Source organism: Pseudomonas sp. WS 5410 (assembly GCF_012985645.1).
Lineage (GTDB): Bacteria > Pseudomonadota > Gammaproteobacteria > Pseudomonadales > Pseudomonadaceae > Aquipseudomonas > Aquipseudomonas shahriarae.
Genome location: NZ_JAAQWS010000001.1, coordinates 444508 through 461527, shown reverse-complemented (window position 1 = coordinate 461527; position 17020 = coordinate 444508). Strand labels below are relative to the sequence as shown.

The following is a 17020-nucleotide window of genomic DNA, read 5'->3' as shown; positions in this document are numbered from 1 at the left end:
GCCAAGGCCGGGGGAATAGGTAGACGTAGTTACCGCTGTCGCGCCTGACCTGCGTGATGTGCTGGAGCTCCTTTTCCTGGAGCTGCATCATGCCCGACTCTCCCGTAACGCCCGCGCGCCTTGAGCCGCCAACCCCCAGTATCCATCGACAATTGTTGATCGGTGCCACCCCGCAATGGTTGATCGAGAGCACTGCCCCACGACGGGCGGCGCTCAAACACGCCGATACGTCACTGCCGCCGGCCTATTGGCGCGCCACCCCCGAGCAACGCCAGCAGTTGCATGCCTGTTTTACCGCAAGCTTTTCCACGCAGACGGCGGTGGACAAGACCCTGTCTGCCTTGCAGGGGATCGACGCGTTTGCCAGGCCGCTGCTGGTCAATGCGCTTAAACAGCAATATGACGTCACACTGGCCCCCCACGTCGACACCTGGTTGAGCCTCAGAAAATCCCTGCTGGTCAGTGACTTCAAGATAGCGGCGCGGACCTACGACTTTTTGAAACTGGAGCTGCTGCAGGCTGCGCTGCATAACTTCGAGGAATCCGAATGCGAGGAGGGGGCCTTTCACCCCTCGTCCGGTTTCCGCTGGCACGTGTCGTCTTCCGGTTCCTCACCTGACGAGCCGTTGCTGCCCGTGCGCTTGGGCAGGCTCAAGGTCCATGAGTTTGTGCAGCTGTGCCGCAGCCTGGATCTGGGCGGAAAGTACCAGGCCTATATCAGCGATTTCTTTGCCTCGGTCGAAACCACCCTGCGCCAGCAATTCATTGCCAGTCAAAAGGCGGCAATGAGGGCTGCGGCCGAGCTGGCACGCTTATGCCAGGACATTACCGAGGACGACTACACCATGATCCTGTCGGTGATCAACGGCGAGCGCGCGCCGCAGATGGATGGGCAACCGGTATGGATCTGCGACCTTGGCCTGATGAAATTACGCATGACGGGGTGTGTGTTGTTTCTGGCCTTTGACGATGAGCATCTGGATTCGCCGATCCTCTATGTGCCCCAGGACCCGTATCACCCCCTCAAGCGCTATAAAGATCACGCACAGTTGCTGCGGACTTTGCAGCGCCGCTTCACCACGCCTGGCGCGGCCACCACCCGGGTCGAGGGGCCAACCGCGTATCAGGCCTTTTTCAGTCAGTTCGTCGAGGCCGCCGACCACCCTTATTACTTCAGGCAATTCACCCAGGATGCGCCCGATGCCACCTTGCGCGAGAAAATCGGCTCGAATTTCCCCGGCATCGGGCAACTGTATGAGCTGGTCAGTAAGCTGACGCCTTTGAGGCTGAAGAATTTCCCGCCGCTGCCTTTGGCTCCCCAGGTGCCGAACCCGGATCCGTTTTTGGCGCCCAAGGCCATGGCGTTCAAAGGCCAGGCGTTCGGCAGCCATAAAGTCGATCTGTGGACCTACCTGTATGAGCAACATCGGCACAAGTGCATCGCCGATGCGGCCAGCCGCGCCGTGCCCACCGCGCAGGTCGATGCCCGTGTGCGTAAACAGAAACTGGCCATGGTGCTCAATATCGAGATGTTTGCCCTGGGGGCTGTGGCAGGCTTCGTGCCCGTGTTGGGGGAGCTCATGCTGGCCGTGATGGTCGAGCAATTGTTGACGGGGGCGATTGAGGCAACCCAGGAGTGGAGTGCGGGCGACCGCCAGGCGGCCCGTGCGCACTTGATCGACCTGGCGCAGAACCTCGCCTTGATCGGCTTGATGGCGGCGGGTGGTTCGGCGCTGCGCCAACTCAGGCCCGAGCCGGTGATCGAAGGCCTGGTGCCGGTAACGCTGCCGGACGGCCGGAAGCGCTTATGGCGGCCCGACCTGGCGCCCTACAAGAAGCACCTCACCCTTGCGTCAGACCGCCAGCCCAACGCCTTGGGGCAGTATGAGGTCGATGGGCAGCTTCACATCCACATGGATAACGCGTTCTACGAGAAAACCTTCGATCCGCAGATCAACAAATGGCGCATCAAACACCCGCACGACCCCATGGCCTATCAGCCGATCCTTGAGCACAACCGGGCGGGGGCCTGGCGCCATAGTCATGAGCAGCCCTTGGCGTGGGACCGCCCGACGCTGCTGCGGCGCCTGGGGCATATCACCGACGGCTTCTCTGATGAGACTTTGGGGCTGATCGGCGATGTGAGTGGTGTCGATGACGACCTGCTGCGCCAAGTGCATATGGATGGCCTGCCGGTGCCGGCAGGACTGGCTGACACCCTGGAGCGATTCCGGGTCGATCAGGAGGTCGACGACCTGATCGGGCGGCTACGCCGTGGAGCCGGCCTGGACAGCCGCCACGAATACGCCTTGCCCCTCACGGTGGAGTTGGACGGCTGGCCGCCAGGGCGGGTATTGGAAGTGTTTGAGGAGGTAGCCTTCGTGGCGCGCGCGCAGGGCCAGACGGGGCTGGGTGAGGAGGAGGCCCGGCGTCTGCTGGGCACGCCGCAGCGCGGCGAGCAGCCTGGCGCGCCGCTGATCGATGAGTGGGAAGGCGGACGTTGGGAACCGGCGGGGCGCTCCATTCGCTATGGCAGCCATGCCTTGGCAGCTGATGAGTTGCCGACCCTGAAAATCAGCCGGGCCGATTTACAGCACGGCAAGCTCGCTCAGGTGCTGTTGAATGGCCTGAGCGAACAGGAAATCACCGGCCTGCTGGGCAGTGCGTCCAGTTGGAGGGGGCGGCCCAGGGAGCAGGTGTTCAACGAGCGCCTGGCCGATCATGCCCTGCACCGCCAGTCAGCGCTGTTCGACGCTCGGTTATCTGCCAAGGGTGACCCGGTGGTTGACCGGGGGCCGCTGCAACGCCGGTTTCCCTCGCTAACTGCGCGGGCCCGGGAGGAACTCCTGAATAGCGCCAGCCCCCAGGAACTGCGGCGCTTGCAAGACAGCGCGCGGCTGAGCGAGCGTCTGGATCACCAGGCCCGCAGCAGCCTGCACCAGGGGCGCTTGAGCCGAGCGATCAGTGGCCTGCACCGCGACCGACTCGCCAACGCCGACAGCGACCGGCTCGCCTTGCATACCCTGGAGCGCCTGCCCGGATGGCCTTCAGGCTTGCGCCTGGAGATGCGTGTAGACAGCATTCAAGGACCCTTGGTCGATAGCATTGGCGAGGCGCACGCCGCCACGCGTCGCTACCTGATCAAACGCGGCAATCGTTTCCAGGCCCAGGATCAAGCCGGCAAGCCGCTCAATAGCGCACCGGCCCAGGGCCGTAATCTATTCCCGTCGATCGTCGAAGCCTTGCCCGAAGCGGCGCGTCAAGCGCTGGCACTGACCCCTCATGGGGCGGACTTGCAGCCGGTGTTGGCAGCCTACGCCAGGCGCCACCGCGACGTTATGGCCGATGACATCTTAAAGTTGCGCAGGCCCAGGTCCCGGCCGGCGCTGCGCCTGCCCGGCGGGCGCCTGGGATATGAGTTATCGGGGCGCGGCGGGCCTTTTGCAGCGGATGACTCTCTGATCGCCCAGGTTCGCACGGCGTATCCAAATATCAGCGACACCCAGGCGCAAGAGCTGATCTGGGCGCGCCGACGTGACGGTGAAAGCAACCCGCAAATCTGGCGGTTGTTCGCCAATCGCCAGCGAGAGTTGTTGGGGTTGCGCAACACCCTTGAGCAATGGGCGGGGGCAGATGCGCAGCGCTTGCGTTCGGTAGAGGACGTCATCGAATGCTGGCGCCAGGGCTATGACCGAGACCGCAGCGCCCATGCCACCCTGAATCTGCGCGGGGAGCACGCGCTACCGCAGATGGAGGCCGACTTTTCCCATGTGCGATCCCTGCACCTGTCAGGGGCCAGATTGCTCGCCCAACAAGCCAGCGATTTATTTCGGCCATTCCCCAATGTGCAGTATCTGGAACTCTACGTGCGTCCCAACAATCTTGGCCAGGTGGCTGAACGGCTGGCGAGCGTGCCCGGCATCACCCGGCTGTCGCTCACCGGGCCATTGCTGACCTATTCGCCTGAAGTGCTGCTGGCGCTCAATCGCATGACTGCGCTTGAACGATTGTCCCTGGCCGGCAAACTGGAAACCCTGGATATCCAAGGGCTGACGGCGCTGCGCCGCTTAACCGTGTCCGGAACCCTGGAAACCTGGCCCCAAGGGCTCCTGGCACTTGAGCGCCTGGAGTTTCTCGACCTTGCCCAGACCCAGTTGCGTTCGGTGCCGGCCGAGATGCTGGTCGGGCATCAACGGTTGTGGCGCGGGTTGCAGATGAATTGGGCGGCGTATGAGCCTGAAGACTTCATGCGGGTTTTTGAGTACCTGCATGACAATCCGGCCCATCTGGTCGATGAGCAGCGACTGGTGCAGGCCTACTGCGAAGGAGCTTTGGCTCGCTTGCGACGCGCGGACCCGACATTCGCCGAAAGGGTGTTGCTCAGCTTCAGAACGCAGGGGCTGAGGGCCCGCCAACGTCTGGAGAGTGTCAACGCGGTGCAGGCGCAATACCGTAGATTGGTCGATGAGCTGGAGCAATGGTCGGATCGCGATTCAAGTACTGGCCGGGTCGAGTTGGATCGTCAGCTAGCCTCTGAAAAACTCCTGGATTGCTGGCGCGAAGGCCTGGAGCAACGCCTGGTAGCAGAGGCTGAGCCACTTCCTGCCGGGGCGGCGGTGTTGGACCTGTCAGGCGCCAACCTGATTGATTTACCGCGGGTGCCGGCCAACGGGTTTGCCCATGTGCGCAGCTTGATCCTGGAGGATATCGGCGTTTCCCTTGAAGGCATCAATGCCTGGCTCGACCAGTTTCCCCAGGTCGAAACATTGAGCCTGGCCCGCAACAACCTGACCGAGCCGCCTGCGGTACTGCTTACCCATTCGTCCCTGCGCCACCTCGACCTGTCTCACAATTGGCTGGTGATCAACCCGGCGATCCAAGCGCGTTTGAGCAGGTTGACCGGCCTTTTATCATTGCGCCTGCAGTACAACCCGATCAGCCGCCTGGATGTCAGCGGCTTCCACGACTTGCGTACGTTGGACCTGAGTCACAGCGCAATCAGCGAATGGCCCCAGGGTGTGCTTGAGTTGTCGTCGTTGCAACGCCTGGATCTGAGCCACAGCGCCGTAACGGCAATCCCCGAAGCGGCGCTGAGCGGGCATGATAGTTTGCTTTCCAACACCCATCTGCGCGGTTGTCGCCTCAGCGTGACGGCGCGTACCGATGCGCGGACGTTTGCGCGACGCTACGCGATTGAACACCCATCCGCTGCCCTGGAAAACCCGTTGGGCATACCCCGTGAGTTGCTTGCCCAAGGCCTGACCGGGGGGGAGCCTGAGTATTTTTCCGAGAATGTCTTGCGCCGCCCCGACTTGCTCGTGGCACTCCCCACGGCACTTGCCTCGGCTGCACTGGCTCCCGCAGCCCGCATGCAACGCCTGGTCCCGGCGCTGGACGAGTTGCAGGCGGCGGCACGGCTAGCCGAGCTGCAAGCCAGCGGCCTCGACTCCGGGCAGATCCAGGCACGCCTCGATGAGTGGGAAGGGCAGTACAGCCAGTGGGTGCAACTGCTCAATGAATGGATAGATGTCCATGGCTACCTTGATGGCGGTTGGGTCAGTGTATTGGATCGTCGTCGCGCAGCGGACCGTGTGCTGGAAAGCTGGCGTCACACCCTACGTGCCACGCCCGGCCTGCCTGAAGTGAATAGCGCCAGCCTGCTGGATTTGTCCGGCCTGCTGTTGGGCGACCTGCCGAAGTTGCCCAAGTATTTCGCTCACGTCACCGAACTGAACCTGAGTCGCGTCAGGCTCACGGCCCAGGGTTCCAACGAGTTCCTGCGGGCCTTCAGCCACGTGCGTACGTTGACCCTCAGTGACAACGGCCTGCGAGCCTTGCCCGATGCCCTCGCAGAGTTTCACGGGTTGAGACGCTTGGACCTCAGCAGAAATGAACTACAAAACGCCTCCCAGCTTCAGGGGCACCTGGCGCGCCTGCAGGCGCTGGAATGGCTGAACCTGGGCGAGAACGTCTTGAGCGAATTGGACCTCGCTGGCGTGTCCAGGCTCGAAACGTTGTACCTGCATACCAACCTGTTGGACGAGTGGCCCATGACAGTGCTTGAGCTTGGGCGCCTGCGTACCCTGGACCTGCACGACAACTGGATCGAGACCCTGCCAGATACAGCCTTTGAGCCGCAACACCGCGCCTTGATGGCGGGGACTGACCTCTCGGGAAACCGCCTTGAGCAGGAAAGCTGTGAGCGTTTGCAGGGGTATCTGGCGCAGACCGGCAATGGCTTGGGGTTTTCCGCCGAGCAGCTTGAGGAAATGATCCAGGGATACCGGGAGCGCGATGAGCGGGGGGCTTTTGACTCGCCTGACTACTCGCTGGATCATCCGGATATCGAAACGCCGCAGATCCAGAAGGCGCGCTGGTTTGCTGATGTCTTGCCCGATTCGCCAAGGCACCGGATCTGGGACGACCTCAACGCACAGCCGGGGAGCCACGATTTCTTCTTCACCCTGTCGCAACTGCGCAATACCGAGGACTTCCTTGAGGCGCCAGGCGACCTGACCCAGCGCGTATGGGCGGTGTTGGAGGCCATTGGCGGCAACCCGGCCATGCGGCGGGACGTGTTCGCCCGGGCGACGGCGTTGATGCCCGAGGTGACCTGTGGGGATGGCAGAATCCTGATGTTCAACGCGTTTGAAACCCGCGTGCAGGAGTTCGCTGCGTTGAGATTGGCCGAGGCTGGTCAGGATGGCGCCGCCCTGTTGAAGTTCGCCCGTGGCATGCTTCGCCTGGAGGCGGTTGAAGGCATCGCCGAGGACATCATCGAGACCCATGAGGATATTGACCCGGCGGAAATTCGTTTAGCCCTGCGCATTGGCCTTGCCGAGCGCCTGGACCTGCCCCGGCAGCCCTCCGGCATGCTGTATAGCGAGTTATCGGAAGTGACCCAGGCCGACCTCGACCGGGCATACACCACTGTCCTGGAGGGCGAGAGCACGCCGGGCTTTGAAGAAAAGCTGGTGGGCCTTGAATATTGGCGCAATTACCTGAAGAAAAAGTACGCCACGGATTTTGCGGCCCTGGCGCGCGAGCTGGAACACCAGACCGATCGCCTGGATGAGCGCTACCCCGAGAGCGGTGCCGAGTACTTGCGTGAATACGCGGCATTGGGTGCCTGGATCAAGGAGCAGCGCAGGGCGCTGGCGATCCGCCTGACCCGGCAGGAACGGGCCGAGCTGAATCTGTAAGGCTGCCAGCGGTGTGCCAGGCACCCGAACAGAGTGCCTGGCAATCGCCCTTAGTTGTCGTAACCCAGGTTCGGCGCCAGCCAGCGTTCGGTCACGGCCAGATCCTGGTCTTTGCGCGCGGTGTAGCTGGTCACCTGGTCCTTGTCGATCTTGCCTACAGCAAAGTACTGCGCCTGTGGATGGGCGAAGTACCAGCCGCTGACCGCTGCGGCCGGGAACATCGCGTAGTGCTCGGTGAGGAACACGCCGCTGCGGCCCGCATGCATCTCGTGGGCCTCGGGGTCGAGCAGTTGGAACAACTGGGCCTTCTCGGTGTGATCCGGGCACGCCGGGTAGCCGGGGGCAGGGCGGATACCGCTGTACTGCTCCTTGATCAGCGCCTCGTTGTCCAGCTCTTCATCCTTGGCATAGCCCCAGTAGTCTTTACGCACTTGCTGGTGCAGCCATTCGGCGCAGGCTTCGGCCAGGCGGTCGGCCAGGGCCTTGACCATGATCGAGTTGTAGTCGTCGCCCGCATCCTGGTAAGCCTTGGCCACTTCCTCGGCGCCGATGCCGGCGGTGGTGATAAAACCACCGATGTAGTCGGTTACGCCGCTGTCCTTGGGCGCAACAAAGTCGGCCAGGGAGAAGTTCGGCTTACCGTCGGTCTTGATGATCTGCTGGCGCAGGTGATGCAGTTTGGCAATCGGCTGGCCGTCGTCGCCGTAGACTTCCAGGTCATCCTCCTGCACCTGGTTGGTCGGCCAGAAACCGAACACGGCGCGGGCGCTGATGAGTTTTTCGTCGATCAGCTTGTTGAGCATTTCCTGGGCGTCGGCGTACAGCGCGGTGGCCGCTTCACCCACCACCTCATCGGTGAGGATGCGCGGAAACTTGCCGGCCAGGTCCCAGGAGATAAAGAACGGCGTCCAGTCGATGTACTCGGCCAGCACCTTGAGGTCGATATTGTCCAGCACCTTGGCCCCGGTAAACGTCGGTTTGACCGGGGTGTAGGTGCTCCAGTCGAACTGCGGCTTCTTGGCGATGGCCGCCGCGTAGCTCAGGCGCTCGGTGCGGGCGCTGCGGTTAGAGGTGCGCTCGCGCACGTCGATGTATTCCAGGCGGGTCTTCTCGACAAACCCGGCCTTCAGCTCCTTGGACAGCAACTGGGTGGCCACGCCCACCGCGCGTGAGGCGTCGGTCACGTAGATCACCGCATCGTTGCTGTACTTGGGCTCGATCTTCACCGCCGTGTGCGCCTTGGAGGTGGTGGCGCCACCGATCATCAGCGGCAGGTGGAAGTCCTGGCGCTGCATCTCGCGGGCCACGTGCACCATTTCATCCAGGGACGGTGTGATCAGCCCGGACAGGCCGATGATGTCGCACTTCTGCTCCTTGGCCACCTGCAGGATCTTCTCGGCCGGGACCATTACGCCCAGGTCGACAATGTCGTAGCCGTTGCAACCGAGCACCACGCCGACAATGTTCTTGCCGATGTCGTGTACGTCACCCTTGACCGTAGCCATGAGGATCTTGCCCTTGGCTTCCGGCTTGTCGCCTTTTTCCAGCTCGATGAAGGGGATCAAGTGGGCCACGGCCTGCTTCATTACCCGTGCCGATTTCACCACCTGGGGCAGGAACATTTTACCGGCACCAAACAGGTCGCCGACGATGTTCATGCCGGACATCAACGGGCCTTCGATCACCTCGATCGGGCGCGCGAACGACTGCCGGGATTCCTCGGTGTCTTCAACGATATGGGTGGTGATGCCCTTGACCAGCGCATGCTCCAGGCGCTTGTTGACTTCCCAGCCACGCCATTCCTCGGTCTCGGCTTCCTTGACGCTGCCGTCGCCCTTGTACTTGTCGGCGATGGCGAGGAGGGCGTCGGTGCCTTCCGGGGTGCGGTTGAGGACCACGTCTTCCACGGCGTCGCGCAGCTCGGCGGGGATCTGGTCGTAGATCTCCAGTTGGCCGGCGTTGACGATACCCATGGTCAGGCCGTTGCGGATCGCATACAGCAGGAACACTGAGTGGATCGCCTCGCGCACCGGGTTATTGCCGCGGAACGAGAACGACACGTTGGACACGCCACCGGAGGTCAGCGCATACGGCAGTTCATCGCGGATATAGGCACAGGCGTTGATAAAGTCGACGGCATAGTTGTTGTGCTCTTCGATACCGGTGGCCACGGCGAAGATGTTCGGGTCGAAGATGATGTCTTGCGGCGGGAAGCCCACTTCATTGACCAGAATGTCGTAGGAGCGCTTGCAGATCTCTTTCTTGCGCGCCTCGGTGTCGGCCTGGCCGGCTTCATCGAACGCCATCACCACCACCGCCGCGCCGTAGCGCTTGCACAGTTTGGCGTGATGAATGAACTGCTCGACGCCTTCTTTCATGCTGATGGAGTTGACGATGCCCTTGCCCTGGATGCATTTGAGGCCGGCTTCGATCACTTCCCACTTGGAGGAGTCGATCATGATCGGTACACGGGAAATGTCCGGCTCGCCGGCAATCAGATTGAGGAAGGTCACCATGGCCTTCTTCGAATCGAGCATGCCCTCGTCCATGTTGATGTCGATCACCTGGGCGCCGGCTTCCACCTGCTGCAGGGCGACTTCCAGGGCTTCGGTGTAGTTGTCCTCGCGGATCAGCCGGGCGAATTTGGCGGAACCGGTGATGTTCGTACGTTCGCCGACGTTGACGAACAACGACTGGCGATCAATGGTGAAAGGCTCCAGGCCCGACAGGCGGCAGGCCTTGGGAATGTCCGGGATTTGGCGCGGCGCGTAGCCGGCCACGGCCTTGGCGATGGCCTCGATATGGCCCGGCGTGGTGCCGCAGCAGCCGCCGACGATATTGAGGAAGCCGCTCTGGGCGAATTCTTCGATGACCTTGGCGGTTTGCGCTGGCAGCTCGTCGTACTCGCCGAACTCGTTGGGCAGGCCGGCGTTGGGGTGGGCGGACACGTAGGTGTCGGCCTTGTTCGACAGTTCTTCCAGGTACGGCCGCAACTCGCTGGCGCCCAGGGCGCAGTTCAAGCCCACGGAAATCGGCTTGGCGTGGCTGATGGAGTTCCAGAACGCCTCGGTGGTCTGGCCCGACAGCGTGCGGCCGGAGGCGTCGGTGATGGTCCCGGAAATCATGATCGGCAGTTCCACACCCAGTTCTTCGTACACGCCTTGCACGGCAAAGATCGCGGCCTTGGCGTTGAGGGTGTCGAAGATGGTTTCGATGAGGATCATGTCCGCACCGCCTTCGATCAGGCCTTTGGTGGCCTCGGTGTAGTTCTCCACCAGTTCATCGAAGGTGACGTTGCGGTAGCCGGGGTTGTTCACGTCGGGCGACAGCGAGCATGTGCGGCTGGTCGGGCCCAGCACGCCCGCGACAAAGCGCGGTTTGTCCGGGGTTTCCAGGGTCTTGGCGTCGGCGACCCGGCGGGCTAGGCGTGCGCCTTCCAGGTTCAGCTCGTAGGCCAGCGCCTCCATGCCGTAGTCGGCCTGGGACACTTGGGTGGCGTTGAAGGTGTTGGTCTCGAGGATGTCGGCACCGGCATCCAGGTACGCCTTCTCGATCCCGCCGATCACGTCCGGGCGGCTCAGGATCAACAGGTCGTTGTTACCCTTGACGTCGCTGGGCCAGTCGGCGAAGCGTTTGCCACGGTAGTCCTCTTCCTCCAGCTTGTAGCTCTGGATCATCGTGCCCATGCCGCCATCGAGGATCAGGATGCGTTCCTTGAGGGCTTGGTGGAGGGCTTGCAGGCGAGTGCTACGATCGGACATGGGACTACTCTAATCAGGCATTACGGAGGGCGTGGATCATAGCAAACCTGTGCGCTTTTAGAGCATGCCTGGGTTTTGCATGAATATCGCTCATGTTGAGGGCGCCTCGACATCGGTAGAATCGCGGCAATTTTTCAGCGCTCGCATCGACTCGGGACCGGATACATGTCACTTCGCCTCATCACCGGCGCCGCCTTGGCGCTGGTCGCCTGCCTCGCGCAGGCCAACGGACCCGCCCCGGCGCTTTCCTATACCCGCGATATTCAACCGATCTTCACCGAGAAATGCGTGGCCTGCCATGCCTGCTACGACTCCGCCTGTCAGCTCAACCTGGGCAGTGGCGAAGGTGCGGCACGCGGCGCGAGCAAGCTGCCGGTGTATGACGGCGAGCGTAGCCAGGCGTCACAGCCGACCCGGCTGTTTTATGATGCCTTTGGCAAGGCCGCCTGGCAGCGCCACGGTTTTGCCTCGGTGCTAGATGCCCAGGGCACCCAGGCGGCGCTGATGGCGCGCATGCTGGAACTGGGTCATAAAACCCCATTGGCGCCCAATGCCAAGCTGCCCGAAGAGATTGTGCTGGGCCTGAACCGCGAGAATATGTGCCCATTGCCGGGGGAGTTCGACGCCTACGCCGGCGCGCACCCCAAGGAAGGCATGCCGTTGGCCGTCACCGGCCTGACCGATCAGCAATACCAGACCTTGCAGCGTTGGCTGGCGTCCGGTGCGCCTATTGATGAGCAGGGTCTGGCGCCGAGTGCCCAGGAAGCCTTGCAGGTACAGCAATGGGAAAACCTGCTGAACCAGCCCGGCGCCCGGGAAAGCCTGGTGGCGCGCTGGTTGTTCGAGCACCTGTTCCTCGCTCATATCTATTTCGAGGGCGGTGAACCGGGGCATTTTTTCCAGTGGGTCCGCTCGCGTACGCCCAGCGGCCAGCCCATCGACCTGATCAACACCCGTCGCCCGAATGACGACCCTGGCACCCGCGTGTACTACCGCCTGTGGCCGGTGCAAGGGGTGATCGTGCACAAGACCCACATTACCTACCCCTTCAGCGCGGCGAAGATGGAGCGGGTCAAGTCGCTGTTTTACAGTGGCGACTGGCAAGCCACGGCGCTGCCGGGCTACGGCCCTGGTCGTCGGGCCAACCCGTTTGAAACGTTCGAGGCGATCCCGGTCAAGGCGCGCTACCAGTTCATGCTGGATAACGCCGAATACTTCGTGCGCACGTTTATTCGTGGGCCGGTGTGCCGTGGGCAGATTGCCACGGACGTAATCCGCGACAACTTCTGGACCCTGTTCCAGGACCCGGACCACGACCTGTACATCACCGATGCCCGCTATCGCGGCCAAGCCACGCCGCTGCTGGCGATGCCGGGGCAGAACGATGACGTGGGCAGTGTGTTGAGCCTGTGGCTGGCCTACCGTGACAAACGCAATGAATACGAGGCCCTGCGCCGCGACAACTACGCTGATTTGCCGGCGCCGGGCTGGTCGAGCCTGTGGCAGGGCAATGACAACGCGTTGCTGAGCATCTTCCGCCACTTCGACAGCGCTTCGGTGAACAAGGGACTGATTGGCGAAGTCCCGCAGACGATGTGGCTGTTCGACTACCCGCTGCTGGAGCGCACCTATTATCAGTTGGCGGTGAATTTCGACGTGTTCGGCAATGTCTCGCACCAGGCCCAGACCCGTTTGTATTTCGACCTGATCCGCAATGGCGCCGAGCAGAACTTCCTGCGCCTGATGCCGGCGGATTCGCGCGATGGCTTGCTCGACGACTGGTACCAGAACAGCGGCAAGGTCAAGCTGTGGCTGGACTATGAAGCCATCGACAATGACAAGCCCAGCGGCCTGAAGCTGGACCCGCAGGATCCGAAACGCGACTTTGCCAACCAGTTGCTGGCCCGTTATGCCGACTTGAACGCCAGCCCGGACCCGATCAACCGTTGCATCAGTGCCTACTGCTCACGTCTGGGTATCGACCCGCAACTGCGCGACGTCGAACAAACCCTCAGCCGCCTGACCTCAAGGCCGGCGGCCGGGCTCAAGGTGATCGAGCAGTTGCCGGAAGCCACCTTGCTGCGCATCCAGACTCCGAGCGGCAAACGCGAGGTCTACAGCCTGCTGCGCAACCGCGCCCACAGCAACGTGGCCTTTATGCTCGGCGAGGCTTATCGCTATCAACCGGGCCTGGATACCCTGACGATCTATCCGGGCGTGCTCAGCAGCTACCCCAACTTCATCTTCAATGTGCCGGCCGAGGATGTGCCCGAGTTTGTCGAGGACATGGAGCTGGCCAGGGACGCCAAGCGCTTTGAACGGATTGTCGAACGCTGGGGCATTCGCCGCAGCCACCCGCAGTTCTGGGAGTACTTCCACGATTTATCGCAATACATCCGCGAAACCACTCCGGTGGAAGAGGGTGTGCTGGATATGAATCGCTACGAGAACCTGTAGGTGTGGATTTGCCTGACAAAAATACTAGGACTTTGTACCGTCGCGGCGATTGGCGTAAACTGCCGGCAAGCCTGTGAGGAGTTCCCATGACTGCCATAACCATTACCGACGCCGCCCACGATTACCTGGCTGATCTGCTGTCCAAGCAGAACACCCCGGGTATCGGCATCCGCGTCTTTATCACCCAGCCTGGCACCCAGTACGCCGAGACGTGCATTGCCTACTGCAAACCGGGCGAAGAAAAGCCTGAAGACACCGCCCTGGGGCTCAAGAGCTTCACCGCGTATATCGACGCCTTCAGCGAAGCCTTCCTTGACGATGCCGTGGTCGACTACGCCACTGACCGCATGGGTGGCCAACTGACCATCAAGGCGCCCAACGCCAAGGTGCCGAACGTCAATGCCGATAGCCCGATCAACGAGCGTATCAACTACTACCTGCAGACCGAGATCAATCCGGGCCTGGCCAGCCATGGCGGCCAGGTCAGCCTGATCGACGTGGTGGATGACGGTATCGCCGTGCTCAAGTTCGGTGGCGGCTGCCAGGGCTGTGGGCAGGCTGACGTGACCTTGCGTGAAGGTATCGAGCGTACGTTGCTGGAGCGGATTCCCGAGCTCAAGGGCGTACGTGACGTGACTGACCATACGCAGAAAGAAAACGCCTACTATTAAGGTGTTCGCTGCAAACAAAAAACGGCGTCCGTGAGCGCCGTTTTTTTATGCTTTAAAATTAGTGATTTATGCGATCTATTTAATAAATAAGATGAACTGTTGGGGCTGGCTTGCATGCGATAGTCGTAGGTATCTACGCATCTCTTTTATCTAGTGCTTGTTGGGTGTGTGTACATATCCGTTGCTGCGGTTACGGCGGCTATTGGTTCCGCTCTTACAGCGGGTCACTTTTGGAAAAGAGCCCCAAAAGTAACCAAAAGGGCTCTTGCCCCACCACTCGGCACCTCGCCTAGGCTCGGTGTGCCCGTCATCCGACATTGATTTGGGGGGCCGCCGCGATGGGCCATCCATGGCCCAGCGCGGCTAACCCGGCGTCCTGCCGGGTTACCCCCCAAATCAATATCGGATGACGGCCAGCGTGGTTTAACGGGGCGCCTCAGATCAAAATCACAAGCAAAGCGAGGCGGCCTGACAGCCGACCTGATCGTCGAAGCGTGCGCGGACTCCTGTGGGAGCAGGCAAGCCAGCTCCCACAGGGGAATGCAGCTTCGCGCCCCGGCTTTGGCATTGCTGTTGCTGTTGCTCTGCTTTTGATCTGGTTTTTGATCTTAGGCGCCCCGTTAAACCACGCTGGCCGCAGGCAGGTATTGCGCAGTGGGCACCCCGGCATGGATGCCGGGGTAGCCGCGACACGGCCATGGATGGCCGATCGCGGCGGGCCCACGGAGCAATGCCTGACTGCGGGCATGCCGAGCCTAGGCGAGGCACCGAGTGGTGGGGCAGGAGCCCTTTTGGTTACTTTTGGGGCTCTTTTCCAAAAGTGACCCGCCGTAAGGGCGGAACCCTAAGTGGCCGTGACCGCAGCAACGGATATGTATACAAACCCAGAAAAGAGTGGTGTAGATACTCATGCCGCGATGGCGGTATATCAGGTTAGGAATACTTGCCTGACACACCTCTATCGCAGGCAATCCAGCCCCCACACTGTCAGGGTCGGTAGAGGTGGGCGTGCCCTGCGCGATACAGCGAGGATTCGCTGAAGCTGTCACTGGCCAGCACCCGCCCCACCACAATCAGCGCGGTGCGCCTGAACCCCTTGGCTGCCACTTTGCTGACAATATCCGCCAAGGTGCCAATCGCCCAATCCTGATCCGGCCAGGTCGCCCGGTGTACCACGGCAATCGGGCAATCTGCACCGTAATGCGGCAGCAGCTCGGCGACGATTTTCTCCAGGTGATTGACCCCCAGATGCACGGCCATGGTAGTGCCGTGGCTGGCCAGGCTGTCGAAGGACTCCCCCGCAGGCATCGTGGTTTTATCGGCATAGCGGGTCAGGATCACGCTTTGGGCGATATCCGGTAAGGTCAGCTCCGCCTCCAGCAACGCGGCACAGGCGGCCACGGCGGTGACGCCGGGAATGATCTGGAAGGGAATCCCCAGTGCGCGCAAATGGCGGATTTGCTCGCCAATCGCGCCATACAGGCTCGGATCGCCAGAATGCACCCGCGCCACGTCCTGGCCCTGTTCATGGGCATGCTTGATCAACTCAATGATCTGCTCCAGGTGCAGTTCGGCGCTGTTGACCAGGGTTTCGGCCTGATGGCCTTCAAGCACGGCGGCCGGCACCAGGGAGCCGGCGTAGATAATTACCGGGCAACTGCGGATCAGCCGCTGGCCTTTGACGGTGATCAGTTCCGGGTCGCCGGGGCCTGCGCCGATGAAGTAGACGGTCATGGAGGATTCCTGTGAAAAAGCCGGCGAGGCGGGCTGCAGATGAAGACCGCTCATGATCAAGGAAGCGGATTATCAGGAATTCAGCCCGCGCACGCCAATGCAAAGGTGGCTTGCGGGCTTTTCTGGCGGTTGATCAACAGGCGGGCAGGGCGCTGGGCCAAGTGCTCGGCCAGGGCCAGGGCGGCGCTTTCGGCGATGCCGTGGCAGCCGGTATGGGCAAACGCGACAGCAGAGCGGTGGCTCAATTGCGCTTCGTGGATCGCCAGCTGTTCGGCACTGAAAAACTGCAGTGGCAACCTCAAGTGTTCGGCCAGGGCCAGTAACCCTGGCTCATCCTGTTTACGGTCGATACTCGCCAGTGCGCTGATGTGCCGAGGGTCGATTCCCGCGCCAGCCAAGGCTTCATTGAACAGCGCCAATAGCGCCGCGACGCTGCAACCACGCTGACAACCCAGGCCGACCACCAGGGTCGGCGCGGTGGTGGCTGCTGTCATGCCGAGTGCTGGTCGTCGCGATTGCGTCGGAACAACCAGGCGCTGATCAGGCCCAGGGCCAGCCAGAACGCAACGTTGGTCAGCTGCGACGCGATCTTGAACTGCGCTTCCAGGGCCTGCGGGGCGAGCATCGAGTGCACTTCGGGCTGTGGCGCGCCAATCACATGGGGCACCGCCAGGATCGCCACGCCGAGGATCTTCAGCAGCCAGTTGCGACCAAACACAATCAACGCGATACCGGCGGCGGTGGAGGCTGCCGTGCCGATCCACCAGATCTGCCGTTGCGCCAGGTCCGCCGCAGCGGTGCCGGGCAGTTCCGGTGGCAGGCCGAGGGTCGGTGCCAGCACAAAGGTGGCGTAACCGGCCAGGCCCCAGAGCAGGCCCTGGGCGGTGCGGGTCGGGGCACGCAGGGTGTACAGGCCGGCGAGCATCAGCGCAAAACCTACGGCGACCACCAGGTTAGCGCCGGTGGTGGACAGCACGCGCTGCCAGCCGTCTTCCGGTTCCCAGGCCTCGGCGTCGTGGCTGTGGGCCGCAGCACCAGGCGCATGCTCATGCACTTCGGTCGTGGCCGGGGCGTTTTCGTAGGTTTCCGCCTGCAGAATCAGCGGAGCCACCCAGAAACTTTGCAGCAGGGTCAGCAGCAGGGCGGCCAACAGGCCGGTGAAACCTGCGGTTTGCGCAATTCGCTTGATCATGGT

At 62.1% G+C, this 17020-nt stretch carries 7 protein-coding genes; 3 read left to right on the top strand and 4 right to left on the bottom strand.

All coding sequences use genetic code 11. The features are described from left to right. Positions 1-89: 89 nt before the first annotated feature. On the top strand, positions 90-7202 hold the full coding sequence (locus HBO24_RS01875) for an NEL-type E3 ubiquitin ligase domain-containing protein (RefSeq protein WP_170059204.1): 7113 nt from the start codon (positions 90-92) through the stop codon (positions 7200-7202). A 50-nt stretch (positions 7203-7252) separates the two neighbouring features. Here HBO24_RS01875 and metH read toward each other — a convergent pair whose 3' ends face one another. After that, positions 7253-10963 (bottom strand): methionine synthase, encoded by a 3711-nt coding sequence (gene metH, locus HBO24_RS01870; RefSeq protein WP_057959409.1) that lies wholly within the window; start codon positions 10961-10963, stop codon positions 7253-7255. A 165-nt stretch (positions 10964-11128) separates the two neighbouring features. On the opposite strand from metH, the gene HBO24_RS01865 reads away from it, so the two are divergent. Both HBO24_RS01865 and nfuA read left to right on the top strand, forming a co-directional pair. Then, the gene (locus tag HBO24_RS01865) at positions 11129-13420 is read left to right on the top strand and encodes a fatty acid cis/trans isomerase (protein WP_057436768.1); all 2292 of its coding nucleotides are present in this window, start codon (positions 11129-11131) and stop codon (positions 13418-13420) included. An 86-nt stretch (positions 13421-13506) separates the two neighbouring features. Further along, positions 13507-14091, top strand: a complete 585-nt coding sequence (gene nfuA / locus HBO24_RS01860) for a Fe-S biogenesis protein NfuA (RefSeq protein ID WP_057436766.1) — start codon at positions 13507-13509, stop codon at positions 14089-14091. Positions 14092-15078: 987 nt separating this feature from the next. On the opposite strand, the gene cobM is transcribed toward nfuA, so the two are convergent. The 3 genes from cobM to HBO24_RS01845 form a co-directional block, all read right to left on the bottom strand. Continuing rightward, positions 15079-15825 carry a precorrin-4 C(11)-methyltransferase gene (cobM, locus tag HBO24_RS01855; protein ID WP_128593043.1) on the bottom strand — a complete coding sequence of 249 codons (747 nt, stop codon included), beginning with the start codon at positions 15823-15825 and terminating at the stop codon, positions 15079-15081. Positions 15826-15905: 80 nt separating this feature from the next. Continuing rightward, entirely contained in the window at positions 15906-16319 is a 414-nt protein-coding gene (locus HBO24_RS01850; RefSeq protein WP_057959412.1) for a cobalamin biosynthesis protein, read from the bottom strand. Continuing rightward, a complete protein-coding gene (locus HBO24_RS01845; protein WP_170059203.1) occupies positions 16316-17017 on the bottom strand; it encodes a CbtA family protein in 702 nt (233 codons plus the stop codon). Before HBO24_RS01845 ends, HBO24_RS01850 begins: the two co-directional genes overlap by 4 nt. Between the last annotated feature and the right edge of the window lie 3 nt (positions 17018-17020).